The 26552-nt window shown below is 69.2% G+C and carries 27 protein-coding genes and 1 tRNA gene; 12 read left to right on the forward strand and 16 right to left on the reverse strand.

The genetic code is table 11. The annotated features are described in order from the left end of the window. Both VNN10_05715 and VNN10_05720 read left to right on the forward strand, forming a co-directional pair. Positions 1-491: hypothetical protein (locus VNN10_05715; GenBank protein HXH21506.1), on the forward strand; the 491-nt coding region annotated here is incomplete at its 5' end. A gap of 111 nt (positions 492-602) precedes the next feature. Then, positions 603-1346: a dienelactone hydrolase family protein gene (locus tag VNN10_05720; protein HXH21507.1), complete on the forward strand. Its 744-nt coding sequence runs from the start codon at positions 603-605 to the stop codon at positions 1344-1346. A gap of 62 nt (positions 1347-1408) precedes the next feature. Here VNN10_05720 and VNN10_05725 read toward each other — a convergent pair whose 3' ends face one another. After that, positions 1409-3250, reverse strand: a complete 1842-nt coding sequence (locus VNN10_05725; GenBank protein ID HXH21508.1) for an ABC transporter substrate-binding protein — start codon at positions 3248-3250, stop codon at positions 1409-1411. 245 nt (positions 3251-3495) lie between these two features. On the opposite strand from VNN10_05725, the gene VNN10_05730 reads away from it, so the two are divergent. The 3 genes from VNN10_05730 (at position 3496) to VNN10_05740 (ending at position 5146) form a co-directional block, all read left to right on the forward strand. Then, on the forward strand, positions 3496-4257 hold the full coding sequence (locus VNN10_05730) for an MIP family channel protein (GenBank protein HXH21509.1): 762 nt from the start codon (positions 3496-3498) through the stop codon (positions 4255-4257). Positions 4258-4400: 143 nt separating this feature from the next. Beyond that, a complete protein-coding gene (locus VNN10_05735) occupies positions 4401-4778 on the forward strand; it encodes a CrcB family protein (protein ID HXH21510.1) in 378 nt (125 codons plus the stop codon). Positions 4779-4783: 5 nt separating this feature from the next. Continuing rightward, positions 4784-5146 (forward strand): DUF190 domain-containing protein, encoded by a 363-nt coding sequence (locus VNN10_05740; protein ID HXH21511.1) that lies wholly within the window; start codon positions 4784-4786, stop codon positions 5144-5146. Between the two features lie 6 nt (positions 5147-5152). Here the strand turns inward: VNN10_05740 and mutL are convergent, their stop codons facing one another. Continuing rightward, positions 5153-6871 carry a DNA mismatch repair endonuclease MutL gene (gene mutL, locus VNN10_05745; GenBank protein HXH21512.1) on the reverse strand — a complete coding sequence of 573 codons (1719 nt, stop codon included), beginning with the start codon at positions 6869-6871 and terminating at the stop codon, positions 5153-5155. Positions 6872-6977: 106 nt separating this feature from the next. Here mutL and VNN10_05750 point away from each other — a divergent pair, with 106 nt between their 5' ends. Genes VNN10_05750 through VNN10_05760 form a run of 3 tightly spaced genes read left to right on the forward strand, consistent with a single transcriptional unit; the run spans position 6978 to position 10414 of the window. Further along, positions 6978-8351 (forward strand): S8 family serine peptidase, encoded by a 1374-nt coding sequence (locus VNN10_05750; GenBank protein HXH21513.1) that lies wholly within the window; start codon positions 6978-6980, stop codon positions 8349-8351. Continuing rightward, positions 8348-9289, forward strand: coding sequence for a DMT family transporter (locus tag VNN10_05755; GenBank protein HXH21514.1), 942 nt, complete (start codon positions 8348-8350; stop codon positions 9287-9289). The genes VNN10_05750 and VNN10_05755 overlap by 4 nt, the downstream gene beginning before the upstream one ends. Before the next feature lie 9 nt (positions 9290-9298). Further along, complete coding sequence (locus tag VNN10_05760; GenBank protein HXH21515.1) at positions 9299-10414, forward strand: VIT1/CCC1 family protein; 1116 nt, start codon at positions 9299-9301, stop codon at positions 10412-10414. A gap of 79 nt (positions 10415-10493) precedes the next feature. On the opposite strand, the gene mutS is transcribed toward VNN10_05760, so the two are convergent. Beyond that, positions 10494-13145 carry a DNA mismatch repair protein MutS gene (mutS, locus tag VNN10_05765; GenBank protein HXH21516.1) on the reverse strand — a complete coding sequence of 884 codons (2652 nt, stop codon included), beginning with the start codon at positions 13143-13145 and terminating at the stop codon, positions 10494-10496. Between the two features lie 333 nt (positions 13146-13478). Between mutS and VNN10_05770 the strand changes: the two genes are divergently transcribed. Continuing rightward, positions 13479-14168: a hypothetical protein gene (locus VNN10_05770; protein ID HXH21517.1), complete on the forward strand. Its 690-nt coding sequence runs from the start codon at positions 13479-13481 to the stop codon at positions 14166-14168. 30 nt (positions 14169-14198) lie between these two features. Then, entirely contained in the window at positions 14199-14732 is a 534-nt protein-coding gene (locus VNN10_05775) for a nitroreductase family protein (protein HXH21518.1), read from the forward strand. Between the two features lie 68 nt (positions 14733-14800). On the opposite strand, the gene VNN10_05780 is transcribed toward VNN10_05775, so the two are convergent. The 6 genes from VNN10_05780 to VNN10_05805 form a co-directional block, all read right to left on the reverse strand. Continuing rightward, a complete protein-coding gene (locus VNN10_05780) occupies positions 14801-15574 on the reverse strand; it encodes a VOC family protein (protein ID HXH21519.1) in 774 nt (257 codons plus the stop codon). 10 nt (positions 15575-15584) lie between these two features. After that, positions 15585-15749 carry a hypothetical protein gene (locus tag VNN10_05785; GenBank protein HXH21520.1) on the reverse strand — a complete coding sequence of 55 codons (165 nt, stop codon included), beginning with the start codon at positions 15747-15749 and terminating at the stop codon, positions 15585-15587. Between the two features lie 64 nt (positions 15750-15813). Then, positions 15814-15903: transfer RNA gene (locus VNN10_05790), tRNA-Ser, on the reverse strand. A 36-nt stretch (positions 15904-15939) separates the two neighbouring features. Then, the gene (locus tag VNN10_05795; protein ID HXH21521.1) at positions 15940-16338 is read right to left on the reverse strand and encodes a hypothetical protein; all 399 of its coding nucleotides are present in this window, start codon (positions 16336-16338) and stop codon (positions 15940-15942) included. After that, positions 16328-17641 (reverse strand): MFS transporter, encoded by a 1314-nt coding sequence (locus VNN10_05800; protein HXH21522.1) that lies wholly within the window; start codon positions 17639-17641, stop codon positions 16328-16330. Before VNN10_05800 ends, VNN10_05795 begins: the two co-directional genes overlap by 11 nt. A gap of 2 nt (positions 17642-17643) precedes the next feature. Then, positions 17644-18189, reverse strand: coding sequence for a carboxymuconolactone decarboxylase family protein (locus tag VNN10_05805; GenBank protein ID HXH21523.1), 546 nt, complete (start codon positions 18187-18189; stop codon positions 17644-17646). Between the two features lie 130 nt (positions 18190-18319). Between VNN10_05805 and sucC the strand changes: the two genes are divergently transcribed. Both sucC and sucD read left to right on the forward strand, forming a co-directional pair. Then, positions 18320-19486, forward strand: a complete 1167-nt coding sequence (gene sucC / locus VNN10_05810; protein ID HXH21524.1) for an ADP-forming succinate--CoA ligase subunit beta — start codon at positions 18320-18322, stop codon at positions 19484-19486. An 11-nt stretch (positions 19487-19497) separates the two neighbouring features. Next, positions 19498-20385 (forward strand): succinate--CoA ligase subunit alpha, encoded by an 888-nt coding sequence (gene sucD, locus VNN10_05815; protein ID HXH21525.1) that lies wholly within the window; start codon positions 19498-19500, stop codon positions 20383-20385. A gap of 69 nt (positions 20386-20454) precedes the next feature. On the opposite strand, the gene VNN10_05820 is transcribed toward sucD, so the two are convergent. The 7 genes from VNN10_05820 to VNN10_05850 form a co-directional block, all read right to left on the reverse strand. Then, a complete protein-coding gene (locus tag VNN10_05820) occupies positions 20455-22431 on the reverse strand; it encodes a hypothetical protein (GenBank protein ID HXH21526.1) in 1977 nt (658 codons plus the stop codon). Between the two features lie 55 nt (positions 22432-22486). Continuing rightward, positions 22487-23377, reverse strand: coding sequence for a tRNA pseudouridine(55) synthase TruB (gene truB, locus VNN10_05825; protein HXH21527.1), 891 nt, complete (start codon positions 23375-23377; stop codon positions 22487-22489). Continuing rightward, positions 23374-23739 (reverse strand): 30S ribosome-binding factor RbfA, encoded by a 366-nt coding sequence (gene rbfA, locus VNN10_05830; protein HXH21528.1) that lies wholly within the window; start codon positions 23737-23739, stop codon positions 23374-23376. Before rbfA ends, truB begins: the two co-directional genes overlap by 4 nt. A gap of 4 nt (positions 23740-23743) precedes the next feature. Continuing rightward, positions 23744-24217, reverse strand: a complete 474-nt coding sequence (locus tag VNN10_05835) for a DinB family protein (GenBank protein ID HXH21529.1) — start codon at positions 24215-24217, stop codon at positions 23744-23746. Between the two features lie 29 nt (positions 24218-24246). Then, positions 24247-26043 carry a translation initiation factor IF-2 gene (infB, locus tag VNN10_05840; protein ID HXH21530.1) on the reverse strand — a complete coding sequence of 599 codons (1797 nt, stop codon included), beginning with the start codon at positions 26041-26043 and terminating at the stop codon, positions 24247-24249. Between the two features lie 25 nt (positions 26044-26068). Further along, complete coding sequence (locus tag VNN10_05845; GenBank protein ID HXH21531.1) at positions 26069-26353, reverse strand: YlxR family protein; 285 nt, start codon at positions 26351-26353, stop codon at positions 26069-26071. A 12-nt stretch (positions 26354-26365) separates the two neighbouring features. Then, positions 26366-26552 (reverse strand): hypothetical protein (locus tag VNN10_05850; GenBank protein ID HXH21532.1); only part of this gene is annotated, 187 nt, incomplete at its 5' end.

Consider the following 26552-nt stretch of genomic DNA (forward strand, 5'->3'; position numbering starts at 1 on the left):
TGCGCCGCGGGCGCGACTGGATGCTCGGCTACACCCTGCGCGACCAGTCGGTGCTCAACAGCACCCACCAGTTCGGAAAGCGAGCCAACCTCACGCTGGGTAACCCGCGCGCCAATGCCGGCAATGCCCGCGGCGGCGACCCTATGGCGGGCTACCAGGTCAGGGGCGTGAAGAGCCGGCTGCGGATTTCGGAGACCACGCCGGAGAGCGTCGCTCGCGCGGACGCAAACTTTGCCCAGTTCGCGGAGTGGGCCGGCGGCGGCGTCGGCCAGTGGGACTACACCATCAACCTGCCGGAAGCGCGCGTGCTGCACGCCACCGTGAACAAGGCGCACACCTTCGGCGGGTATGTGCGCTACACCGCCGACAGCCGGCCGACCTCGGAGACGCACTCCCTCGGCATCATGACCTACAAGGACGGGCGCTGGGGTAGCTCCGGCGGCATTGGCGTGATGATGTACCACGACTACACGAATGACCTCAGGGCGTAAGACCCGCAGCCGGGGAAGCGGGAGACAGGGAGCAGGGGACGTTAGAGGGCAGGAGAGCAAGCGGGAGCCTAGAGCGAGGACGAGTTGAGGTTCACGTCTGAGAGCACAGAGATGGGGGTAACGGAACGCGGCTTCGAGATCGAGGTCGCGGGGGAGCGGGTGCCCGGGATCATCTGGGCGCCGGAGGGGGCGAAAGGGCCGCGGCCCCTGCTCCTGCAGGGCCACGGCGGCACGCAGCACAAGCGCACGGAGGGCATCCTGGCGCGCGCCCGGAGCATGGTGAGGCATCACGGCTACGCGGTCATCGCCATCGACGCGCCCGGGCACGGCGACCGGACGACGCCGGAGGCGCAGGCCGCAGCCCAGGCCGCGCTCGCGGAGCGCATGCGCAACCGCCAGCAGACCCGGCCGCCGGAGGAAATGCGGGTGATGAGCGAGCGCACGCGCCGCGCGGTGCCCGAATGGAAGGCGACTCTGGACGCCGCCCAGCAACTCGATTACGTCGGAGAGGGGCCCGTTGGCTACTGGGGCGTGTCGATGGGCACAGCAATCGGGGTGCCGTTCATTGCCTCGGAGCCACGGATCAAGGCTGCCGTCCTCGGCCTGGCGGGCCTGCGCCCTGGCGCCGAGGAGTTCGAAAAGGACGCGCGCAGCATCACGATCCCTATCCTCTTCGTGTTCCAGTGGCACGACCAGCTGGTCTCGCGCGAGGCGGGCATCGCCTTGTTCGATGCCTTCGGCTCGCGGCAGAAGACGATGCACATCAATCCCGGCGGGCACACCGGCATCCCTGCGTTCGAGCGGGAGGCCTTCGAGAGTTTCTTCGTCCGGCACCTGGGCCGCGCCGAGAGCTAAAAGGCGAGGGGACGCGCCGCGGTGGCGCGTCCCCCGCCTGGGAGGGCAGACTGGGCGGCCCGCTAGCCCTTTGCGATCGGCGGCTTCGTGTCGTCGATCCAGATGTGGATCGCCGTCTCGCTGCCGCCCGCGTAGAGCGAGCCGCTCAGGAACACCCCGGCGTTGCCCACCACCGGCCAGTCGAGCGTGAAGCCGCGGGCCTGGCCGGGGAACGGCACGGCCCACATCGCTTTCGCCATGTACTGCTGGTAGGCCTTCGCGATCGCCTTGCGCTTGTCGGTGTCGAACTCCGAGCGGATGTCCTGGATGAACTTCGTGACCGCCGGGTCGCCGGCCGCCGGGTTCGAGCCCGAGGGGTCGAAGCCTTTGAAGCGCGGGCCCTGGGGGTGGAAGCGGGCGAACATGAATACGCCCATGTCCGGCTCCGGGTTGTCGGCGCCGATCGCTATACCGTTGAACGCCCCCTTGCCGTAGTAATACTTCGGCAGCCACTCGGTCTGGTAGTCCGGGTTCTCGATCTTCACCCGGAAGCCCACCTCGCGCGCGAAGCCGACCTGGACCTCGGCCTGGTTGGGGAAGCTGGTGCCGTACTGGCTGGTGGAGATGTAGTAGGCGTTGACGTCGACGCCGTTGGGGTATCCCGCCGCCGCGAGCAGCTTCTTCGCCTCCGCGGGGTCATAGTGGAAGTACTTCGCGTTCGGCCCGAAGGTCTTCTGGTCCTGCGGGTCGACCCACCATCCCTCGATGCCGGACGGGAAGTGACTGTGCCACCGCTTCTCCACCGGGAGGCCGGCCTTCAGGAATGGTTCCGTGTTGCCGAAGGTGTCGATCCAGAGGTCGCGGTCGATGGAGATCGACCAGGCCTGGCGGACACGCTCGTCCTTGAACGGCGAGTTACCCTCGTATCCGAACCAGGAGTTGTACCACAGGCGGTTGAAGTTCCCCTGCAGCATCAGCAGCTGGTTGATGTCGCGCTTCGTCTGGAGGACATCCTCCTGGCGGACGCCGAACGAGTAGACGTTGCCGGCGCGGAACTGTGACAGACCAGCGGCATACTCGCTTACGATCGGGTACTCGTATTTGTTGATGAACGGGCGGTCGGTCCTGTACCAGTTCGGGTTCTTTGCGTAGGTGAAGCCCGTCGAGGGCTGGTACTTCTCGAGGAACCACGCGCTCGAACCCCTGGTCTCGCCCTTAGGGTCGAACTTCCCGTCCGCCTCGGCCGGCAGTATGAACAGGTGCGAAGACGAAGCGAGCATGGTAATCACGGCCGCGTCCGGGAACGCCAACTTCACTCGCAGGGTGTTTGCGTCCACGGCCGTGATCGACTCGATGGGCGCGTCCTTGTTCGCCGTGTAGGCGAGGTCGCCGCGGTACGGTGACGAGGAGGCGAAGCGGTTCCAGGAGAAGACCACGTCGTCCGCCGTCACAGCGCGGCCGTTGGTGGGCGCGCGGGCATCCCACTTCGCGTTCGGCCGCAGCTTCAGGGTCACCACCAACTTGTCGGGAGACACCTCGTAGGACTCCGCGAGGTCGCCCTCGACGTCGCCCTGCGAGGGCACCTTGTACCCGGGCACGACCTTCAGGATGCGGCTGTAGACCCAGCCGGCGACCACCTGGGTGGTAAACGAAGGCGACGTGAGCGGGTCGAAGCTGGTGACGTCGCTGGTAGTGAGGCCGAGGAAAGTGCCGCCCGGCCGGGCCTGCTTCGTCGTGTCGACGCGCTCCCCTAGAAGGCCGCTGGCGTCGATGGGTCCGCCGCCGCTCCCGCCGTCACCCCCGCCACCGCACCCGACCGAAGCGAGGGCTACGGCGCCGAGCCCGACCGCTGCGGCGCCGCCAAGGGCGCGCCGGCGCGAGGCGCGCACGCGGCTGAAGCGCTGCCAGTAGCTATCGTCCGACATAAGCTCCTCCTTGCGGCCGCGATGACGAGCGGGCCGCTACCACGTAACCAGTGTCTGCCTGAGTTGGGCCATTCGCATGGGCCGACCGGACGGCCGCGAGAGGGCCTAATGGCCCTGTGCCCGAGACTGAATGATGGCGCAGGGCCCACTTGCGATCAAGCCGAAACTGCTGATAGGCCTTGACACTTTTACAGTTGATGCTACATTGACGCCGTATTCGCCCTTATTCACGGAGGGAAGCGCGTATGTCTCTTCAGGCTCCCGAACTTCGCCTGGGAACCGGCGAGCTATCCTCGCGAGAGGCCATCAAGGCTTCGATAGCAGAGTTCATTGCGACAGCGTTCTTCGTCTTCGTCGGCGTGGGCTCAATCGTGGCATTTCTGGCGACGGAAGGGGGCGGCGGCATCCCGTTGATCGCCCTTGCCCACGGCCTCGCCATCGCCCTGCTGGTCGCGGCCATCGGGCCGATTTCCGGCGGGCACATCAACCCGGCGGTGACATTCGCCGCGGTGATCACCAACCGGATCACCGTAACGCGCGGGCTGATGTACTGGGTGGCGCAACTCCTCGGGGCGCTCCTGGGTGCTGCGCTCCTCCAGGTCTTCATCGTCGATGACGTGTTGAACGGGGTACCCGGCATCGGCGGCCACGGCGTGAATGACGAAGTGGTCTCCAGCAACCTCGCCGCGCTTGGCATCGAGGCGTTGCTCACGGGGCTGCTGGTCTTTACGGTGTTCGGTGCGGCGGTTTATCCGAAGGGGAACACGGTGATCGCGCCGCTGGCGATCGGCTTCGCGATACTGGTGATCCACCTGGTGGCGATACCGATGACGGGCTCGGGCGTGAACCCGGCGCGCAGCTTCGGCCCGATGGTGGTGTTCAACCGCTGGGACGACTTCTGGATCTACTTCGTGGGGCCGCTGCTCGGAGGCGGCGCCGCAGGACTGCTTTACTACTTCCTCTACATGATGGAGGACGAGAGGGCCGCGGCAGGCGCAGGCCCCTAGGCTTGCGCCTGCGACCGTGCGGGCTTACGGTAAATCCAGCGCGATGAGGTCCGCGCCCCTCCGCTAACGCGGAGGGAAACCGTCCTTTGTACAAGGACTGATGGCTTCTACCCCGGGTAGGAGCCTTTTTCGTTTGGAGGGACGTGCTGGAGCGGCTGGCGTTCATTGCCCTGGCGGGAGCGTTGGGAGCGGTGTCTCGGTACAAGATGCAGGGCTGGGTGAACGACTTCATCGGACACCCTACGCTCTGGGGGACCTTCGCGGTGAATGTCGTGGGCGCGTTCGCACTTGGTGTGGTGATCGCGATCAGCGAGGGGCGCTGGAATGTGAGCGCGCTCACGCGGACGACGCTGGCGATCGGCTTTCTCGGGTCCTTCACGACGTTCTCGACTCTGATGTACGAGTCATTTGACCGCCTGGAGACAGGCGACTACCTCGCGGCTGCGGCTAACATAGGGGGCAGCATCGTGATTGGGTTGATCGCGACCTATGCCGGGCTGAGTCTGGGCCGCGCGGTATGAGCGACATGAAGATAGCGGGCCCCGGCAAGCAACTGCGGATCTTCATCGGCGAGAGCGACCGCTGGCACCACCGGTCGCTCTCGGACGCGATCCTGGAGATGCTGCGCGCGGAAGGCCTGGCCGGAGCGACGGTGACGCGCGGCATCGCCGGGTTCGGTGCGAACAGCCGCATCCATACGGCGCACATTCTGCGCCTATCCGAAGACCTGCCCATCGTCATCGAGGTGATCGACCGGCCGGACCGCATCGAGAAGGTGCTGCCGAAGCTGGACGAGATGGTCAGCGAGGGCCTGGTCGTGATCTCGGACGTCGAGGTGCTGCTGTACAGGCACAGCGGCGGGGCGGACGCGGACAGCGACGGGGACTGAGCCGGCCTACCTTCGGGCGAAGCGCCGCGCCAGTTCATCGGCGCTGAGGTGCAGCATCGTCGGCCGGCCGTGGGGGCAGGTCTGGGGCGTCTCGCAGTCTTCGAGCTGGCGCAGCAGGTCCCGCATCTCTTCGACGGAGAGGCTATGTCCGGCGCGCACGGCGGCGTGGCATGCGAGGGACGCTGCCAGGCGGTCCAGAGGGTCCGCGGGCGCGTCCTCGCGAGTGAGCAGGTCAAGGACCTCCGTGAAGGCGCGCCCCGGGTCGTCCGCCTTCATCAAAGGCGGCACGGCGCGGAGGATGTAGCCCCCGGGGCCGCGGTGCCGCCGCCCGGGGGCAAAGGCCTCGACTTCGAAGCCGACGCTGCGCAGCGCCTCGCGATGCCCGTCGAGCAGCGCCTCTTGCTGGGGCGTTAACTCCAGCGTCGCGGGCGCAAGGAGGCCCTGGAAGGCGGGCGGCCCGCCTTGCCTGCCGGCGCGGATGCGCTCGAATAACACCCGCTCGTGGGCCGCGTGCTGGTCGATCAGGTAGAGGCCGGCCGGCCCTTCGGCGATGACGTAGGTGGTGCCTGCCTGGCCAAGTGGGCGCAGGACGGGGATGCGTGTGGGGAGGGGCTGCTGCCTGGCCTCGACCTCAGGCTGCGGCGGCCCGCCGTGCGGCACCCCGGCGGGCTCGTCCGGCGCCCAGGACGAAGCGAGGGGCTGGGCGCGCGGCCAGGCGGGAGCGGCGCCGTAGGAGGGCGCGGCCATGCCGGCGAGCGCGGCCCGGATCGGGCGCTGGACGAGGCCGAACACGCGGCGCTCGTCGCGCAGGCGCACCTCGGCCTTTGCCGGATGCACGTTGACGTCCACCTCCGAGGGCGGGAGGTGGAGGTCTACGATGGCAATCGGGTAGCGCCCCGCCGGCAGGAGGCCGCGGTAGGCCTCTTCGACGGCGAATGCCAGCGTCCGCGACCGCACCCAACGCCGGTTGATGAAGATGGTTATGTAAGAACGGCTGGCGCGGGAGAGCCCCGGCGCGCCAATCAGGGCTTCCAGGCTGTGGTCCTCCGACGACTCCGAGACCTCGATCATCGCGGCGGCCGTGCCGGAGCCGTAGACGCCGGACACGGCCTCGCGCCTCGAGCCGCTACCCGATGTCGCGAACGTCTCGCGGCCATCTACGACGAGGGAGAAGGCGACCTCCGGGTAAGCGAGGGCATAGTGGCTGACGACGGTCGCGATCTGGCCCGCCTCGGCGGAGGCGGAGCGGAGGAATTTCAAGCGCGCCGGCTGGCGGCGGAACAGGTTGCGCACGGCGATCGAGGTGCCGGCCGGGCCGGCCGCGGCCCGCGACTCGACGACCTCGCCGGCCTCGAGCCTCACGAGGGTGGCCGAGGGCGCGCCGGCGGTGCGCGAGACCGCCTCGACATCGGACACCGCGGCGATTGACGGGAGGGCTTCGCCGCGGAAGCCGAGGGTCGCGATCGCGCCGAGGTCTTCGGCCTCAAGCTTGCTCGTCGCGTGGCGCCGGAAGGCAAGCTCGAGCTCGCCGGATTCGATACCGCAGCCATTGTCGGTCACGCGGATCAGCCGGGTCCCGCCCTCCGCGATCTCGACGCTGACGCGGGTGGCGCCGGCGTCAAGGGAGTTCTCTAACAGCTCCTTCACGACGGACGCCGGCCGCTCGACGACCTCCCCGGCGGCGATACGGCGGGCGACTTCCGGCGGAAGGATTCGGATCGGCACTGTGAGATTTTAGCGGCCGGATTAACCCGCGACTGTCGTGCTGCGTTCTGTCTCGTAGACAATAAGACGGTATTCGTTCCAGCCTGTCACTCGATAGCGAGGAGTCATGCTGCGCGTCCTGCCGATCTCGTCGCTCGCCCTCGTGGCCGCGCTGCTCCTCCTCCGGCCGGCGGCGCAGCCGGCGCCGCGCCCTGCTCCGGACCTGGACGCGCCGGCGGCGGCGGGCGAAGTGCTCGTCCACCTCACGCCTCACGCCGCCGCGCTGACGGACGAGATGCTCGAGTCGCGCCTCGGGCTGAAGGTCCGGGAGCGCATCGCCGACCTCGGCGTCCTGCGGGCGGAGTTGACGCGCGGTGAAGGGATGGCGGAGGCGATCGCGCGAGTGAGCGCGCTGCCGTGGGTCAGCTTCGCGGAGCCGAACCACCTGGTCCGCGCCACCTACGTCCCCAACGATATCCTCTTCAGCGGCCAGACCGGCTACCTGGACCGCATCGAGGCCTCGAGCGCCTGGGACATCGAGCGTGGGCACGACGCCGTGGTGGTGGCCGTGCTCGATTCCGGGATCGACTTCGAGCACGAGGACTTGCGGGAAGGCCTCTGGCAAAACCTGTTCGAGGTGCCCGCGAACGGCGTGGACGACGACCGCAACGGCTGCGTTGACGACGTGAACGGCTGCAGTTTCGTCACGCCGGACGAGGCAGGCCCCGGGTGCAACATGCAGGCCAACGCCGGGATCCGCGACGACAACGGCCACGGGACCTTCGTTGCCGGCATCATCGGCGCGAGGGCGGACAACGTCACCGGGATCAGCGGCGTCGCGCCGGGAGTCAGCCTGATGGCGGTCAAGATCCTCGACTGCCTGGGCGGGGGCACGGCGGCGGACGCGGCGCAGGGACTGCTCTACGCAGCGCGCATGGGGGCGCGGGTCTCCAACCTCTCGTTCGGGGCGGACGGGGAGTCGGTCACGCTGGGAAACGCGATCCGCGAGGCGACCAATCGCTACGGCATGGTGATCGTGACGGCGACTGGCAACGAAGGACACGCGCGGGTGTCTTTCCCGGCGCGCCTGCCGGAGACCATAGCCGTCGCCTCGTCCGGCGCGCCAGGGGACCCGAATGCGCGCTCGCCCTTCAGCGACTGGGGCCCGGAGGTCACGGTGGCGGCTCCTGGCCTCAACATCATTAGCACCGTGCCGCCGAACTTCTGCAACGTCACCTGGCTCTGCGTGCAGGACGGCCCTTACGCGCTCGCCAGCGGCACGTCCTTCGCGGCGCCCCTCGTCTCCGGCCTGGCCGCCCTGTTGATATCGCACACGGCGAACCTCAGCCCGTCGGCCGTGAAGGCACTGATCGCCTCCACGGCGGAGCCGCTGCCGGACGCAGGCACGCCGAACTGGGATGGCGCCGGCAGGATCAGGATGCGGCGCGCGCTGAGTGTGCCGCGCTTTTACCTGGGCGCGCCGGGCATCGCGAAGCAGTGACGCCCCGGGCCTGGGGCGCGCTCCTCGGAGTTGGGCTCATCTGGGGGGCGTCCTTCCTCTTCATCCGTGTCTCCCTGGACGAAGTCTCGACGCTGCAGGCGGTCGCTTTCCGGGCGGCGGGCGGCGCCTTCGTCCTCGGCGCCGTGGTGGCGCTGCGGCCGCGGAAGCCGCGGCTGACAGGCGCGATCGCCGCGCGGCTCGTGGGGCTGTCGCTGGTCGCCACCGTGGCGCCCTTTCTTCTCATCACCTGGTCAGAGACGCGGATCGAGAGCGGCACAGCGGCGATCTTGAATGCCCTCATGCCGATATTCACGTTACTGCTGGCGGCTGGCCTCTTCGACGACGAGCGCCTGACGACGCGCGCCCTTGGCGGGGCGTTCCTGGGCTTCGCCGGCGTGGCGCTGCTCTCCGGGGGCCGGGCCGGCGGGCTGGACGGCCGCGCCCTGGTGGGCGAAGGCGCCGTGGTGCTGGCGACGCTCTGCTATGCCGGCGGCAATATCATGGTCCGTTCTCTGGTGCGCAGCGTCGAAGGCATCGTGATCAGCGCCGGGCAGATCACGATCTCGGCTGCCGTCACGGTAGTGGCGCTGCTCCTCCTGGAGACGCCCAGGTTCCACCTCTCCTGGGACGTCTGGGGCTCGCTGGCGGCGATGGCCTTCCTCGGCACGGGCCTCGCCTACATCCTGTACTACTGGCTCATAGAGCACGCCGGCAGCTTTCGCTCCTCGCTCGTCACGTACGTAATCCCCGTGGTCGGCGTGGCGCTCGGGGCCGTGGTGCTGGACGAGCCGGTGACGGCGGCGACGCTCGCCGGCGGCGTGCTCATCGCCCTCGGGGTCGCGCTTGCGACGGGGGCCTTGGAGGCGGTGGTGCGGGGGCTGGTCGAGTCGCGCAAGAGGGGCGATCCGGCCGTAGACCCCTCAAGGGATGCTGGCTAGCATGGGAGTATGACGACCCCGACCGCTGAACGACCACCACCTAACCCGGAACTTGTACTGGCGAACTGGCGCAACGAGCTCGACGCCGCGGAGCTATACACCTTCCTGGCGGAGCGGGAGACGGACCCGGAGCGCCGCCGCGTGCTGCAGGAGATGGCACACACGGAGCTCCGGCATGCCGAGGTCATGGAGCGCGGCCTGCGCGACCTGGGCATCCCCTTGCCGCGCCACAGGCTAAGCGCGCAGACGCGGGCCATGAAGCTCCTCGCCCGGTTATTCGGCAACGGCATCGTTTATCCGTTGCTGCACGGCATGGAAATCGCAGGCACCGCCGAGTACGCGGGCCAGGACCAGGCGACCGCAGAGCTGGCGCCGGACGAACGCTCGCACGCGCGGGTGCTGGGGGCGCTTGCGGCGGTCCAGGGCCCCGGCGAGCGCTGGCACCGCACCGGCGGCGGCGGCACCTTGCGGGCGGCCGTCTTCGGCGTCAATGACGGGCTGGTCTCGAACATGAGCCTGATCATGGGATTCGCCGGCGCCTCCGCGGACGCTGACGTGATCCTTCTGGCCGGCCTCGCCGGCTTGCTCGCGGGCGCTTCCTCGATGGCCGCGGGTGAGTACGTCTCGATGCGGGCGCAGCGCGAGTTGTTCGAGCGCCAGATCGAGTTGGAGTCGGCCGAGCTGGCCGTGACGCCGGACCAGGAGCTAGAGGAGTTGGCCCTGATCTACAGGGCCAAGGGCGTGCCGCGACAGGAGGCTGTCAGCCTGGCGCGCCGCCTCCTGGAGGACAAGGGCGTGGCGCTGGACACCCTGGTGCGGGAGGAGTTGGGCCTCGACCCACGTGAGCTGGGCTCGCCCTGGGGCGCCGCGATCGGCTCCTTCCTGGCCTTCGCGATTGGCGCTTTTCTGCCGGTAATCCCGTTCTTCTTCGGGGCAAGCACGCCGCTGGTCCTCGTCAGTATCGGCATCGCGGGCCTGGCGCTCTTCGGCGTCGGCGCCTCGCTGTCGATCTTCACGGGCCGCAGCGCCCTCCTCAGCGGCCTCCGTCAACTCCTCATCGGAGGCGTGGCGGCGGCGTTGACCTTCGCACTGGGCAAAGTGATCGGCGTGTCGACAGCCGTGTAGGCCAGTCGCCTGCGGGAGCGCGGCAGGCGCGCCTCGCGAGCGCGCGCGGAGTGGCGATGCGCCCGCAGCCTCTGGCCCATCAGCCCTCGACGCTGCCGGCTGCCGGATGCTCAGCCTTCGACGGGTCTCCGGAGATCCGGGCCTTCAGCTCATAGAGCTTGTTGAGGGCCTGAATGGGAGTGAGCGCGTCGAGGTCGAGGGCGGCCAGTTCCTGCTCGACTGCGGAGGGCGGGGCAAGGAGGGGCAGGGCCGCCTGGGGTGGGGGCGCTAGGCGGCGGGCGCCGCCGCGCGCGGCCGCGGCTTCGAGGGAGACGAGGACCTCGCGGGCGCGCTGCAGGACCGGGGCTGGCATGCCGGCGAGCTCGGCGACGTGGATGCCGTAGCTGCGGTCCGCGCCGCCGGGCACGATGCGGTGCAGGAACACGACCTTCCCGTCCTGCTCGACGACGGCGACGCTGTAGTTGCGCACGCGCGGGAGGGTTGCCGCCAGCGCCGTCATCTCGTGATAGTGGGTCGCGAACAGTGTCTTCGCGGCCTGCCCCGGACGGCTGTGCAGGTATTCAACGACGGAGCGGGCGATGGCCAGCCCGTCGTAGGTGCTGGTGCCGCGGCCCACTTCGTCGAAGAGGATGAGGGAGCGGCGCGTGGCGTTTCGCAGTATGGCGGCGGTCTCGAGCATCTCGACCATGAAGGTCGATTCGCCGCGGCTGAGGTCGTCCTGGGCGCCGATGCGGGTGAAGATGCGGTCGACGACGCCAATGCGGGCCGACGCTGCGGGCACGAAACTGCCGGCCTGCGCCAGGAGCACGATCAGCGCCACCTGGCGCAGGTAAGTGGACTTTCCGGCCATGTTCGGCCCCGTGAGGACCACGATCTGCGTTTCCTCGGTGTCGAGTTCGCAGTCATTGGGCACGAAGCGGCCTTCCCCAAGGGCCCGCTCGACCACGGGATGGCGGCCATCGCGGACCTCGATGCGGCTGCTCTCGTCGACCTCGGGCCGGGTGTAGCCGTAGCGCGCAGCGGTCTCGGCCAGGGCGCTGACGGCGTCGATTTCGGCGACGGTCGCGGCGGCGGCCCGCAGGCCGGCGGACATGGCGGCGAGCTGGGCGCAGACTCGCTGGAAGAGGGATGCCTCGAGGTCGCCGATGGCCTCCCGGGCCTGGAGGATGCGCTCTTCGAGGTCTTTGAGCTCGGGCGTGACGTAGCGCTCGGCGCCGGCCAGCGTCTGCTTGCGCTGGTAGTGCGCCGGCACCATGCCCAGGTTCGCCTTGCTGACCTCGATGTAGTAGCCGAAGACGCGGTTGTATGCGACGCGAAGGGAGCGGATACCGGTGCGTTCCCGCTCCGTCGTCTCCATGACCGCCAGCGCCTTGCGGGCGTCTCGGGTGAGGGCGCGCGCTTCGTCGAGGTCGGGAGAGAAGCCGGGGCGGATGACGCCGCCCTCGCCCACGGTGGGCGCGGGTTCGTCCTCAAGCGCCGCGGCCAGGAGGGCGGCGGCCTCGGAAGCGGCGGCGAGCGCTGCCCTGAGCGGGCCGGACTCGTCGCAGGGCTCCGCGGCGGCGGCGACGAGCGCCGGGAAGGCGTCGAGGCCGCGGCGCAGGCCGGCCAGGTCGCGCGGCGACGCCGCCCCCGCGACTACGCGACCGAGGATGCGCTCGAGGTCCGGTATGGCGGCGAGGCACTCGCGCACCCGGGCGCGGCGCAGGCCGTCGGCGTGAAAGCGCTGGACGCGGTCGAGGCGGGCATTGATGAGGGCCGGGTCGAGCAGCGGGCGGCCCAGCCAGGACTGCAGCATGCGCGAGCCCATAGGCGTGCGGGTGGCGTCGATGACATCGAGGAGGGAGCCCTTACGGGAACCATCGCGTGAGGTCTGAAACAGCTCGAGGTGGCGGCGGGCAGAGGCGTCGAGCACCATGAAGGCGCCGGGGTTGTAAACGCGGAGGTCGCGCACGTTGCCCGCCGCGGCCTTCTGGTTGTCCAGCAGGTAGGCGATGACGGCGCCGGCGGCGCAGACGGCCTGCGTCTGGCCGCGCAGGCCGAAGCCGTCCAGGGATGCGACACCGAAGTGCTGCTGCAGGACGCGCGTGGCATCGTCCAGATGGAAGTAGCGGCGGTCGAGGGGAGTGAGTGGGCAGTCGACGGCGAAGGGCAGGTCGACGCCCGCGGGCACGATGACCTCCGCGGCGTTGAGGCGGGCGAGCTCGGCGGGGACATCGGCTTCGGCGAGGGTGGTGGCGGCGAATTCGCCGGTGGTGACATCGACGTAAGCAAGGCCCGCGGCCCGGCCCTCGAGAGTGAGCGAACCAGCGGCGCGGCCAGGCGGCCCGGGGAGGGTTGGCTCCGGGACCAGGGCCACGAGGTAGTTGCTCGAGGCCGAGGGCAGGAGGCTCTCCTCGACGACCGTGCCGGGGGTGACCACGCGCACGACGTCGCGCTGGACGAGGCCCTTGGCCTTACGCGGGTCCTCCATCTGCTCGCAGATGGCGACCTTGTGGCCGCGGGAGACGAGCTTCTTGAGGTGTGCCTCCAAGGAGTGCTGGGGTACGCCGGCCAGGGGGACGCGCAAGTCCTTGCCCATGGGCTTGGAGGTAAGCGTGATCTCGAGCTCCTGGGCCACCAGCCTGGCGTCGTCGTCAAAGGTCTCGTAGAAGTCGCCCAGGCGGAAGAAGACGATTGCCTGGGGGAAGCGGCGCTTGACCTCGAGGTACTGGCGGCGGATGGGTGTCGTCACATCAGTCGGGCCCGCATGTCTCTCAGTCAGTCCGGCAGCGATTTCGTCGTCCGAAAACGCCTTGTTGCCGCCGCCCCGATGGCCTCGGGCGGGGCGAACATTTGGCCTAGTTTATGGCAACAGCCGCTGAAGGGGAATGAGTGCGCGCCAGTCCGGCGCGGCATGGACCTCGAGGGCTGCACGGGGCCTGCGGAGCCGGGTCGCGGCCACTGTGCGAAGAGCATCGCAGGGGTGGACCTGGCGCAAGAAGGCGTGCCGTCGAACCGGAATGGTGCGCCCGGCCCTCTGGTCTCGCGGCGCCCGCGCCCGTATCGTGAGTCATCGGAGGCATAAGTGACCGCCCGGCGCGACCTGAGCGACTTCGAGTTCCGCCTTCTGCCGACCGCCGACATCACGGCAGGCGACTATGCCGTCGTGTGCGAGCTTTTCCGCGCGTCCTATCGCCAGGCGGACCTGGCCTACATCGAGAAGTCGCTGAGCCGCCTGGGCTACCTGGCGATCGCCTACCATGACGGGCGTCCCGCCGGCTTCGCCCTCGGCGAGACGCGGGTGATGGACCTGCCGCGACTGCCCCGGCAGGTCGTAAGCCTGGCCGGCATCTGTTGCGTTGGCCTGGAATTTCGCCGACGCGGCCTGTTCGGCGCGCTGGAAGGCAGGGTGCTCAGCGCCGCGCCCGTGCCGCGCGCCGAGCGGCAACTGAGCTGTGGCCGGATGGCGCACCCTGCCAGCTTCAAGGTCATGGGCCGCAGCCCTTCCGTCGTCCCGAGGTGGGGCATGAGGCCGACGAGGTGGCAGAAGGAGGTCGGGACCGCTATCGCCGAGGCATACGGCGTACACGGCTTTGACCCGGAGACGTTCGTCTGCATCGGAAGCGGCACTCCGATCGGCTACCCGATAATCGACATCGAAGCCGAGGCCTGGGAGTGGGAGCTGTTCAAGCCGGTGAACCGCGACCGGGGCGACTCGCTCCTGAGCATATCCTGGGGCGCGAACCCGCCGCCCGGCTGGGATGCAGTTGACTAGCGAGAGACTTGGACCTAGATCGAGGTGGAGATGAGCCGCCGACCCGATGACTTCATTCGCTTCCTGAAGGGCCTACGGGCGATACGCGAATACACGCCCGACCCCGTGTCCGACGACGCGCTGGAGGACATCCTGGAGGTCGCGCGCTGGTCGGGCAGCGCGAGCAACCGCCAGCCGGTGGAGCTCGTGGTGGTGCGCGACCCCGCCGTGCGACAGAAGATGGCGGACAACGGCGCTCGCGCCGCCGGCAGCGCGCCGGTCGCGATCCTGACGGTCACTCCAGGCGACCCGGAGCGCCCCGAGCTCGAGGCCTTCGACAACGGCCGCATGGTCGAGCGCCTGATGCTGGCCGCTCGCGCCCACGGGCTGGGCTCGAACGTCATGACCCTGAAGGGCGAGGGGCCGGAGATCATCCGCAGGGAGCTGGGCATCCCGCCGGGACGCAAGGTCTGGACGGTAGTGAGCATCGGCCACATCGACCGCGAGGCGCGCAGGGCGCGCCCGCCGAACCCCAACGCCGGCCGCAGGCCGCTGGACGCCTTCGTGCACTGGGAACGCTGGTAGCATCTCGTAGCCGGCGGCGGACCAGATCTAATGCTGCCGAAGGCCGCCGGGCGAAGAGCTTTCCGAGCCTACCGGCGCTCGATCAGGCGGAACCGGACGCCACAGACGACCACGGTGTCGCCATCGGCCACGCAGCCGCGGGCGAGGGCGGCCTGCATGATGCGGGCTCTGTCGGCGACCTCGAAGTCGAGGCCGGCAAGGCCCTCGCCGCGCCCGTCTCGCGCGGGGACGAAGCGCAGGACGGCGTCATCGAGGGCGATCTCCGGGCCCCGGGGGCCTACGCTGACCGCGCGCTCGATGACTTCGCCCCAGCGCCGGGCCAATGCCGGAGGATCATCCGTCTGGACCTCAGCGGCGGTCATCGCCCGGACAAGCCCGGTACGGGCGGCCTTCCAGTCGGGCCCGGCCGGCCGCCAGGGACCGTCCGGGCTGGCGTCGTCCTGGTCCTGGCGCAGCTCGACGATCGCTCCGGGCACATCGCGGGGGTGGAGCTGGATGCCGGCGCTCTCGCGGCGGCCGCGGGCGACGTCGTCCAGGACGAGGCGGATGCCCATAGAGAGCACGCGCTCCCGCGCGGACAGCACGTCGTCGGTCTGCATGATCACCATGTAGCCGCCATCGCCGCCGCGCCGTTCAAGGTAGCGCCCGGCGGCGGTGCCTTCGCGGAAGGGCGCGACGACTTCCAGGAAGTTGTTGCCGACGGGCATGAGGAAGTTGCGCAGGCCGAAGACCTCGACGCCGGCGTCCCGGTGACAGACGGCGAGGCCGAAAACGGCGGAGAGGTCCTCTTCCGCCTTCTGCAGGTCGCTGGCGACAAGGCATATCTGGCGCATGCGGAGCATCGGTCGTCTCCTATCGCCCCTTGAACACTGGCGGCCGCTTTTCGCGGAAGGCGCGCGCCGCCTCCCGCGCGTCTTCGGTGGTCCCGGAGGTGAGGTGACGGACAGCCTCGACGTCCAACAACTCGGCGAACGACATGCGGTCGGCGTCATTCAGGTTTTGCTTGATGTAGCGCAAGGTGATGGGCGCGGAGTCCGCAAGCTTCCGGGCGACCTTGTAGAGGGAGGGCAGGTGTACCTCGTGGCGGAGGGGGAGGGATTCGAACCCCCGGTGGACTTGCGCCCACTGCTGTTTTCAAGACAGCTGCATTAAACCGCTCTGCCACCCCTCCGCAGACATTGTACCCAAGTGGCCGAGCCCGACATCCTCACCCCGGCGGCGGGATCACCCGCAGGCCCAGGCGCGCCATCTCGTGGCCCTGCACCAGCAGGTGCAGCGAGTAGGAGCCATAGCGCTGAAAAGTCACGTTGTTGAAGCCGACGATGATGCGCGCAGTCGATTCAAGCATGCCTGCGGCGGGCTGGCCGATGCTGAACTGCGCCTGGACCGGCGGCGCCACGTCGCCGCCGTCCTCGTCGATGAGCCGCACCACCAGCTCCTTCGTGCCCTGTTCGGTCACGCTCGCCCGCACCTGCGCGACCAGCGCGAACGACGGGTGCGTGGCTGGCACCTGCCGGGCGTGTATGACGTCGATGCCGATGCCGAGGGCATGGAGCTTTCCCTCCGCCACTGCGGCGTCGGCCAGGAAGGCGAAATCAATCTGCACGCGCCACCTCCTCGTCCCTCCCGGCCCAGGGCCCCACCGGCTTGCGCGCGGAGGCTCCGCCTCCCCAAGCGAGCAGGAGAAGCGCGAGCGCGCACAGGGTCGTGCCGATTCCGGCCAGGGTCGTCCTTTCGCCCGCCGCGTCGGCGATGAGGCCAACCGGCAGGCCGGCCAGGTTTGTGAGGCTCCAGGCCAGGTTCATGAGAGCGGTGATCCGGCCGAGGTAAGCGGGGTCCGCGGCCCGATAAGCGGCGGCGTTGTTCAGGGCCTGGAACGCGCTCGCGGCCGCCCCCACGCCCACCATGGCCGCGAGCGCGGTGATGAAGCCCGGCGCGAGGCCGGTGACGATGAGCATCAGGCCAAAACCGAAGGCGGCGCCGCGCAGCAACGTGAACACGCGCGGCGAGTCGGCCAGCGGGGCGATCAGCACCGTCGCTACCAGGCCGCCGATGGAGGAAACGCCGACCATCACCCCGTAGCCGCTTTCGCCCGCGCCGAGCACGTTAGCCGCAAACCGGGGCAGCACCACGAAATACGAGAACCCGATCAGCGTGACGAGCAGGAACGCGATTACGAGCTGGCGGAGGAGGGGGCGGTAGATGACATGGCGGAGCCCCATGCCCAGGGAGGCAAGCACGGAGTCCACCGAGGCCCCACCCGGCCGGCTCGGCGGCATGGCAGCGAGAGGCAGCATCGCCGCCGCCATCAGGCTGGAGACCAGGAACATGCTGCCGCCGGTGCCGGCCTCCGGCAGAGCCACCAGGCCCGCGACGAGGAAGGGGCCGACGACCCGCGTGAGGTTCAGCGAGGCCTGGAACAGGGCCGTGGCGTTGCCCAGGCCCTCAGCCTGGACAATGGAACCCATATAGGCGATCTGCACCGGCCCGAGCAGGGACAGGCACATCCCCACCACCACCGCGAAACCGAGCACCCAGGGCACCGAGACCAGGTCCGTGGTGATGAGCAGGCCAAGGACGAAGGCGCCAGCGCCCATCGCGGCCTGCCCGCCGAGGAGCACCAGGCGCTTCGAGAGCCGGTCCGCGAGGACGCCGGCAACCGGCCCCAGTAGCAGCATGGGCACGCCCAGGGCGAAGGTCACGCCGCCCACGCCGCGGTTGGTCCCTGTCAGGTCCGCCATCACCACGAAGAGCGTCGTGATGCAGGAGACAACGCCCAGCGTAGTGAAGAGGACGTTCAGCCAGAGGGCGCCGTAACCGCGAAAGCGAAAGGCGGCAAACGTCGAGCCCGCCCATGACGGCCGGACGGCCGCGACCCGAAGCGCCTCGGCGTCACCGCCCCCGTCCAAGGCTATGGAAGGCGCGCCGCGCCCTCGGCCGGGAGCACTTCGAACGCGTTGAGGACGCACGCGATCATCGTGTAATACCCGAACAGCGCGGTCAGGTCGACGACTCCCCGTTCCCCGAGCAGCGTTGCGGCCTTCTGGTACGTGTCGGAGGACAAGCGGTGCTTCCCGAGCAGCTCGCGGCCATAGGCGACGATCACCGCCTCCTCGTCGCTGAGGCCGCTCAGCGGCCCCCGGTTAGCGATCGCTTCGATCACTTCCTCACGCACGCCTGCCTGGCGCCCGAGCCGCGTGTGCGCGGCCCACTCGAAGTCGCAGTCGGACTCGCGCGCCGCCGTCAGGATCGCGACCTCTCGCTGCATGGGCGTAAGGGCGGAATCGAAGCGCAGGTAGTGGCCGAGGGCGGAGACGCGCTCTGCGGCCTCCGGGCTGTGCAGCAGCGTCGGGAACGGCCCCACGATGGCGCCACGGCTGCCGGCGATGGCGTCGAAGACGGCGTGGTGCTCCGGCGAAAGGGAGGACTTGTCGGTGATCTGAGGTATTCGTGGCATGACGGCCTAAGAGTACTACGACCTGGCCGCTGCGGCCGCGGCGAGTCTGGTCTGTAGGGGGCGAAATGCTAAACTCCGGCTTGTCACCCCGTCGCGCCGAGTCAGCCCACCACTCTCTCCGGGAGGTCCCGTGAAGGTCCACGAATATCAAGCCAAGGAACTGCTGGCCTCCTACGGCGTGCCCGTCCCGCGCGGCCGCGTCGCCTCCACACCAGCCGAGGCAGGGCAGGTGGCCGCGGAGCTGGGCGTGCCTGTCGTCGTGAAGGCGCAGGTGCACGCCGGCGGCCGGGGCAAGGGCGGCGGCATCAAGCTGGCGAACACGCCGGACGAGGCCGAGGCAGTCGCGTCCCAGATCATCGGCATGACGCTGGTCACGCCGCAGACCGGGCCGGAGGGGCGGCTGGTGCGACGCGTGCTGGTCGAGGAACAGACGGCGATTGACCGCGAGCTCTACCTGGCCGTACTCATCGACGGCAGCATAGGGCGTCCGGTCCTCATGGGCTCCTCCCAGGGCGGCATGGAGATCGAGGAAGTGGCCGCCTCCAATCCGGACGCCATCTACCGCGAGGACGTCGACCCCGCCGCGGGCTTCCAGCCCTACATCGCCCGCGAGCTCGCCTTCGCCCTGGGCCTGGGAGGCGACCAGCTGCGCGCGGCGACCACCCTCTTGACGGGCCTGTACAACCTGTTCATCGACAAAGACTGCTCGCTCGCCGAGATCAACCCCCTCGTGGTGACGAAGGACGGCCGGGTGCTGGCGCTCGACGCCAAGGTGAACTTCGACGACAACGCCCTCTTCCGCCATCCCGAGATCGCCGCACTGCGCGACATCGACGAGGAAGACCCGCTCGAGGTCCGCGCCCAAAACGAGGGCATCCAGAACTACATCAAGCTGGACGGCACCATCGGCTGCGTCGTTAACGGCGCCGGCCTGGCCATGGCAACCATGGACGCGATCAAGCTCGCGGGCGGCGAGCCGGCGAACTTCCTCGACATCGGTACCGTGAACGACCCCTCGCGCGTGGTGAACGCCTTCGGCATCATCACCGCCGACCCCAACGTAAAGGCGATACTCGTGAACATCTTCGGCGGCATGGCGCGCGTCGACGTGATCGCGCAGGGCATCGTCGAGGCGCACAAGCAGATGGCGGTGCGCGTGCCGGTAGTGGCCCGCCTGGCGGGCACGAACCTGGAGGAAGGCGCCCGCCTCCTCGACGAGTCCGGCCTCAGGGTCGAGCGCGCCGCGGACCTGGGCGAGGCCGCCCGCAAGGCCGTCGCCGCCGCGGCCGGGAACTAGAAGGGCCTGCCATGAGCATTCTTGTCAACTCCAGCACTCGCGTGCTCGTCCAGGGCATCACCGGCCGCGAGGGCGGCTTCCAGACCGAGCGCTGTATCGAGTACGGCACCAAGGTCGTCGCCGGCTGTACTCCCGGCCGCGGTGGGGAGACGGCCTTCGGCGTGCCCGTGTTCAACACGGTGAAAGAGGCCGTCAAGAAAGCGGGGCCGATCGACTGCTCCCTCATCTTCGTGCCGGCGCCCTTCGCCGCCGATGCCATACTCGAAGCGGCCGACTCCGAGATCGGAGTCATCATCTGCATCACCGAGGGCATTCCCGTCATCGACATGATGCGCGTGAAGCGCGCCCTGCGTGGCAGCGGGATCACCTTGATCGGGCCCAATTGCCCCGGCGTCATGACCCCGAACGAATGCCGCGTCGGTATCATGCCCGGCAGCGTGTACACTCCTGGCCACGTCGGCGTCGTGTCCCGCAGCGGCACTCTCGTGTACGAGGCCGTCGACCAGCTGACCCGCCGCGGTATCGGCCAGTCGACCTCGGTGGGCGTCGGAGGCGACCCGATCATCGGCACGTCTCAACGCGAAGTCCTGGAGATGTTCAACAACGACCCCGACACGGCAGCCGTAGTCCTCATCGGAGAGATCGGCGGCACCGCCGAGCAGGAGGCGGCCGAGTACATCAAGGCGGAGATGCGCAAGCCGGTCATCGCCTTCATCGCCGGCAGCACCGCCCCGCCGGGACGGCGCATGGGCCATGCGGGCGCTATCATCGCCGGCAACACCGGCACGGCCGCGGCCAAGAAGGCCGCCCTGGCCGATGCCGGCGCCGTGATCTGCGACTCGCCCGCCGAGATCGGCGCGACCACGGAGCGCGTCCTGCGCGAGCGCGGCCTGCTCTAAGACCGGACCGCAGCGTCCCGGCCCCGGGCTTCCGAACGGCTTAGCGCTCGGGCTTCGTCCTCGGCGCCCTTACAGGATAGGCGTTGGCGTGCGCGTGGGCGTCGGCGTGTGCGTCGGGAGCGGCGAGGGAGTCCACGTCGGGATCGTCGGGTTGTAGGTCGGGCTTGGCGTGACCGGGATGGGCGTCGGCGCCGGTGGCTGGGTCGGTGCCGGCGGCTGCGTAGACACGGGCCGCGGCGTGGGACTCGGGGTCGCCGTCGGCGGCGCAGCCGTCGGCGAAGGCTGAGGCGTTGGCGTCGCGGCCGGAGCGCGGACGAACACCGTGCACTCAGACACGATGTCCCTCTCCCCGGGCTTCGAGAAAGTAACGTCGATGACGTACTCGTCATCGCGGCCGGTCCCAGAAGTCGCCAGGGCGACGACCTCGAGGGTCAAGGCGGCGGACGCCTTCGCCTCCAGCGCCCGGGCGATCGCTCCCTCCGACTTCGGCGAGACTCCGACCTTCGAGATCTGGAAGCCAGGTAGAGCCGAGGCTTCGAACGTCAGCGTGTAGCTGTTCCCGCGGTCCAGGTTGTACCTGCCGGTGCCGCAACCGATCTGGCGCACCCCCGGCGTAGTCGTGGGCAACGCCGCGAGCCCGCCGCCGGCCGCGCCCTCGCCTCCATCCTCGATGGAAGCGCCAAGAGCGAGGCCCAGGTAGACGGCGACGACGAGCGCCGCGCCGAAGAGGACGGTCAGGGAGATGCGCGCCGGCCCTTGCTCCTGGAACCAGTCCCTCAGGCGGTCCCACGGCCGCTTCGGCGGCAGGCCCGAGCCAGAACCCATGCCCGCGAGGTAGGGGTCTCGCTCGAAGCGCAGGCGCTCCTCCTGCACGGCCGCCTGCGAGGCAGCGGCCGCCCCGGCCGCGCGCCGGCCCGGGCGGCGCGGCGACGGCGTTTCCGGCGTTTCCTCCCCGCCTTCCGCGGCCGCGCTTTCTTCCTCGGCCGCCGCGGCGACGGCGAGACTGGCTGCTGGAGCGTCGCCAGCAGCGAGCGTAACGTCCGCGTCCGCAGCTGATGCGAGGTCCGAGACGGCGGCGAGCTCCGGCTCCGTCTCGGGAGCGGCGTCCTCTCCCCGACGATCTCGGGCTTCGAGGGTCGCTGGCAGGCCGGCGTCGCCTTCGTCTGCTGACGGAAGGGGCGTCGGAGACACCTCTTCGTCCTCTCCCGAGCTGCCGTTGCCGCCCGAAGCAGGCACGCCGGCAACGGCGAGCGGCAGCGCCGCTTGCGGGCTCGCCGCCGGCTCCGCTTCCGGCGTCGCTGTGTCCCAGAGGCCCTGCGGGGCCGGCACGAGCTCGAAGGCGGCAAACAGGGCGGCCGGCGACGGGAAGGAGCGCCGCGTCTGCCTGCAGGCGCCGCAGCCCTCTGCGTGCCGGGCGATCTCGCGCCGGAGCGATGGCCCAAGGCTCGGATGCTGCTCTACGAGCGCGGCGAGTTCGGCGCAAGCCTCGCGCCCGCGGTGGTACAGCAGGCTGGAAGTGAAGGACTCTTCGAAGAGACCACGCAGGCGGCCGAGGATCGCGTAGATGCCGCTGTGCGACATGTCCGTCGCGTCCGCGATCTCGTCCGCCGAGAGGCCGCGCCTGAGCGCCAGGTCAAGGAGACTGTAGTCTCGTGGCCTCTGGGAGCGCGCGGCCTGCCAGACCCAGGCGTTGAGTTCCTCGTCCCCACCGCCCGTTGTCAGGCTGAAAGAAGCGTCGACCGGTGAGAGGGCGGCGCGCGTCTCGTCCGCGGCGCCCGCGCGCGTGCGGACTCGCTCCAGCGTCTCGTCTCGCACGGTGGCCAGGGCCCAGGCGTAGAACGAAATCCCTTGCGGCCGCTCGCTTGAGATGAGGCGGTCAAACGCGGCGCGGGTGGCGTCTGCTGCGACGGCCGGATCGATGGAGATACGGAGCGCGAGGTCGTACAGGCGCGACTGGATCCGAGCCCTCAGCTCGTCCAGCGCTTGCCTGTCGCCCGCGAGTGCCTGCTCATGGAGCTCCGCGTCGGCGGGGTCGCTGGCGGTCATAAGTCAGGCAGAGTGTAGCGGAAGAGCGGCCCGCGGGGAATGCGCGCTGAGCGACCTAGCCGCTCGCGAAGACCTTCTCTGGCCGCCAGACCGCGGGCGCATCCACATGCATGACCGCCAGGAAGTCACCGCCGCAGGTGTAGGCGCGAATGCGGCCGCTGGCGCCTCCCGCCGCGACGGCCAACCTCGGAGCCATCCCGTTGCGTACGCGGCGCTCGTTCTCCTCCCCGAAGACCGCCGCGGGGAGGTCCAGCAGCACCTCGTCGGGCGCCGCCAGCCTCTCGACCCAGTCCCCCGTCTCGAACTCGGACCTCAGCGTTTCGATGCCGGCGGCCTTTTCGAGCGAAAAAGGTCCCACGCGCGTCCTGACCAGCGACTCGAGCGAGCCGCCAACGCCGAGGTCGCGGCCGATGTCGTGAGCCAGGGACCGCACGTAGGTGCCCTTGCCGCACTCGACCTCGAAGCCGGCGAGGGGTGGTTCGAACAGGGTCACGGCGATCCTGTAGATGCGGACCGGGCGGGGCTCGGCCTCGACCGCCTGGCCGGCGCGGGCGAGCCTGTACAGCGGCACGCCCTCCCTCTTGATGGCACTGAACGGGGGCGGCCTCTGCATAATCTCGCCCTCGTACTTCTGCAGGACCTCTTCGAACTGCTCACGAGTCACGCCGGACGCGTCCGCTTCGCGCAGCACGGTGCCGGTTATGTCATAGGTGTCGGTCTCGCGCCCGAGGCGCACCACCGCCCGATACTCCTTTCGGGCGTCCATCAGGTACTCGATTACCCGCGTGGCCTGGCCGAGACAGACAGGCAACACGCCCTCCGCGAACGGGTCGAGCGTGCCTGCGTGGCCGGCGCGCTTGACGCCGGCCCGGCGCCGCACGAAGGCCACGACATCGAAGGATGTCCAGCCTGCGGGCTTGTTTATGTTAAGAATACCGCTGGTCAGCTCTGACCTCGGGCGCGGTCTTGCTCCTGCACCTTGTCGAGCAGGCTCAGGACTTCGGCGCCTTCCGCGATCGACGTGTCGAGCTTGAAGCTAAGGAAAGGCACCTTTCGCATCGTGAGGCGCTTCTTGAGCTCACGGTGCATGAAGCCTCCTGCCGCCTCCAGTGCCTTCATCGCCTGCTTCTGCTCTTCCGGAGGCGCCATTACGCTCACGAAGACGCGAGCGGTCATGAGGTCGGGGCTGACGTCGACGTGGGTAATCGAGATCAGCCCGCCCAGGCGGGGGTCGTTCAGCTCACGGAGGAGCAATTCGCTCAGTTCGTCGCGGATGAGGTCGTTGACTCGCTCGGTGCGGCGGGACATCGGCTCACCTCCGATCCCGTTGTTCCCACAGTTGCCTGGTGAGCGCGGCGGCCCCGACGTGCTCGCGCAGATGCTCGACCACGCCCAGCAGGCACCAGGCGACGCTGGCCGGCTCCCAGGGCCCGCCCTGCCAGCCCACGATGTCCGCCAGGTCGTGCTCGTCGATGTCGGCGAGGCGGGCCGGCAGCCTTCTGTCGAAGGCGTCCAACATCTCCAACAGCGCTCTTTCGTCGCCGCTGAAGTGGAAGGCCTCCTCCCGCTCCTTCAGGTACGCGTTCAAGTCGCCGTCCTTCGAGTGCGCCGCGGAGAGCAGGAAGTTCGCGGACTTGAGCACATGGGCGACCTGGGCGGCGATGGAGTTCGTTGCCTCGCCCGGACGCCAGTTCAGTCCCTCCGCGGGCAGGCCGCGCACGACAGAGCGGAGGTCGTTGAGGGAGCGGCGCATGCGGATAAGGGCCGCCTCTGCCACTGCATTCATGTCGCGGCCTCCTCAGCCGGTCCGTCCGGCTAGGACTGGCGCTCGCGGTGATAGAACTCGAGGATGTCGCCCTCCTTGAAGTCGTCGAAGCCCTCGAGCGCAACACCGCACTCGTAGCCGCTGGCCACCTCGCGTACGTCGTCCTGCATCCGCCGCAGGCTGGCGACCTTCGTCTCGGCGACAGTCTGTCCGCCTCGCTGCACGCGCACGAGATCGGAGCGGTGGATGGTACCATCCAACACCATGCAGCCGGCGATGTTCCCCCGGCGGCTGATGCGGAAGATCTGGCGCACCTCCGCGTGCCCATCGACGACTTCCGCGAACACCGGTTCGAGCATCCCCTTCAGAGCCTTCTCGATGTCCTCGACCAGGTTGTAGATCACCTTGTACTGGCGTATCTCGACGCCCTCGGCCTCTGCCTGCTTCTTCGCCCCCGGGTCCACCTTCGTGTTGAAACCGATGATGATCCCCCGCGAGGCGACGGCGAGGTTTACGTCAGACTCGGAAATGTTGCCCGAGCCGGAGTGGATCACCTTGACGTGCACCTCCGGCGTTGTCAGCCGCTCGAGCGAATTCCTGATCGGCTCGATGGAGCCCTGCACGTCCGTCTTCAGGATCAAGTTCAGCTCCCGCACGTGGCCGGCGCTGATCTCCCCGAACAGCGTGTCCAGGTTCACCGAGTGGGCTTCCTGGCGCAGCGACTCCTCGCGCTCGCGCCGCCGTCGCTCGATCTCCTCCCTGGCCGCCCTCTCGTCGGCGACGACCCGGAAGCTGTCGCCTGCGATCGGTACCTCGCGCAGGCCCAGCACCTTGACTGGCGTCGAAGGCCCCGCCGCGGCCACAGGCCGCCCGCGGTCGTCGAACATGGCCTTGATCTTGCCCGTCGTGTCTCCGGCGACCACCGCGTCGCCCACGCGGAGCGTACCCTTTTGCACCAGGAGGGTCGCCACCGGCCCGCGATTCGAAGTCAGCTGGGCCTCGATCACCGCCCCGGCGGCTGGCCGGTCCGGGTTCGCCTTCAGCTCCTCCAGCTCCGCGACGAGGATGATCTTCTCGAGCAGGTCCTGGATGCCCTCGCCCGTGCGCGCGGAGACCTTCTGCGACTGCACGTCACCGCCGAACTCCTCGACAACCACGTTGTACTGAGTGAGCTGCTGCAGGACCCGGTCCGGGTCCGCGCCAGGGACGTCGATCTTGTTCACCGCTACCACCAGCGGCACGCCCGCGGCGCGAGCGTGGTTGATGGCTTCAATTGTCTGGGGCATCACACCGTCGTCCGCGGCCACTACCAGGACGGCGATGTCCGTGACGTTCGCCCCTCGCGCGCGCATGGCGGTGAAGGCCTCGTGGCCGGGCGTGTCCAGGAAAGTCAGCTTCTCGCCCTGGACCTCAACCTGATAGGCGCCGATGTGCTGGGTGATGCCGCCCGCCTCCTGGGCGGTGACATTCGTCTGGCGGATCCTGTCCAGCAGGCTGGTCTTCCCGTGGTCGACGTGCCCGAGGATCGTGACCACAGCCGGCCGCTTCACGAGCTTCGACGGGTCCTCCTCCTCGTCAACCGCCTTGCGCAGGGCCACGGCCGCGCTCTCCGCCGCCGGCGCCGTCGCCGCCGGCGCCGCCTCCGGCGCCGCCTCTGCCGGCTCAAAGCCGAAGTCCGTCGCCACGATCGCGGCCGTGTCGTAGTCGATGACCTGGTTGATGCTCGCCATGAGGCCGTTTTTCATCAGCTCCTTGATGACCTCGACTGGCGACACGTGCAGGAGGTCACCGAGCTCTTTCACAGTCAGGGCGCGGGGCAGAACTACTGTCTTGCTATCCGTTACCAAATTTCCAGCCTCTCTCTATTTGCAGCTAAGCCACCGCAACGTCTTTCAGGCTCTCGGCGAAGGCCTGGAGCCGCGCACGGTCCTCTTGCGAGAGTTGTGTCTTGAGGGCTGACCCAAGGCGGTCCTTCTTGAGGCCCGCCTCCCAACACTCAGCGCGGCGGCAGAGGTAGGCCCCGCGTCCGGCCTTCTTGCCCGTCAGGTCCAGCTCCACGCTGCCCGCGGGCGTCCGCACGATGCGCACGAGCTCCCGCTTGCCGGTCGTGGACCGGCAAGCGATGCAGGTGCGCCGCGGCGGTTGCCGTCGCTGCAAGCCTCTCCTCCATCAACGGTCTTCGTTGCCGGAGAGGAAGCCGAAGTCGTCATCGAGACCTTCGATGGCCTCCAGCTCCTCCTCGATCTCTTCTTCCAGGGCCCGGCGCGAACCGCCGCGGCGGGCAGCCAGGGCGCGGCGCGCCCGCGCCTGCTCCTCCGTCTCGCGGCCGCGGCGCGCGGGCTGCGGACGCGGCTTG

The organism is Dehalococcoidia bacterium (genome assembly GCA_035574915.1).
Lineage (GTDB): Bacteria > Chloroflexota > Dehalococcoidia > DSTF01 > WHTK01 > DATLYJ01.

Coding starts and splice junctions, on each gene's coding strand:
- VNN10_05720 (HXH21507.1), top strand. CDS start 603: ATGGGGGTAACGGAACGCGGCTTCGAGATCGAGGTCGCGGGGGAGCGG.
- VNN10_05725 (HXH21508.1), bottom strand. CDS start 3,250: ATGTCGGACGATAGCTACTGGCAGCGCTTCAGCCGCGTGCGCGCCTCG.
- VNN10_05730 (HXH21509.1), top strand. CDS start 3,496: ATGTCTCTTCAGGCTCCCGAACTTCGCCTGGGAACCGGCGAGCTATCC.
- VNN10_05740 (HXH21511.1), top strand. CDS start 4,784: ATGAAGATAGCGGGCCCCGGCAAGCAACTGCGGATCTTCATCGGCGAG.
- VNN10_05750 (HXH21513.1), top strand. CDS start 6,978: ATGCTGCGCGTCCTGCCGATCTCGTCGCTCGCCCTCGTGGCCGCGCTG.
- VNN10_05760 (HXH21515.1), top strand. CDS start 9,299: ATGACGACCCCGACCGCTGAACGACCACCACCTAACCCGGAACTTGTA.
- VNN10_05775 (HXH21518.1), top strand. CDS start 14,199: ATGAGCCGCCGACCCGATGACTTCATTCGCTTCCTGAAGGGCCTACGG.
- VNN10_05780 (HXH21519.1), bottom strand. CDS start 15,574: ATGCTCCGCATGCGCCAGATATGCCTTGTCGCCAGCGACCTGCAGAAG.
- VNN10_05805 (HXH21523.1), bottom strand. CDS start 18,189: ATGCCACGAATACCTCAGATCACCGACAAGTCCTCCCTTTCGCCGGAG.
- sucD (HXH21525.1), top strand. CDS start 19,498: ATGAGCATTCTTGTCAACTCCAGCACTCGCGTGCTCGTCCAGGGCATC.
- VNN10_05820 (HXH21526.1), bottom strand. CDS start 22,431: ATGACCGCCAGCGACCCCGCCGACGCGGAGCTCCATGAGCAGGCACTC.
- rbfA (HXH21528.1), bottom strand. CDS start 23,739: ATGTCCCGCCGCACCGAGCGAGTCAACGACCTCATCCGCGACGAACTG.
- VNN10_05835 (HXH21529.1), bottom strand. CDS start 24,217: ATGAATGCAGTGGCAGAGGCGGCCCTTATCCGCATGCGCCGCTCCCTC.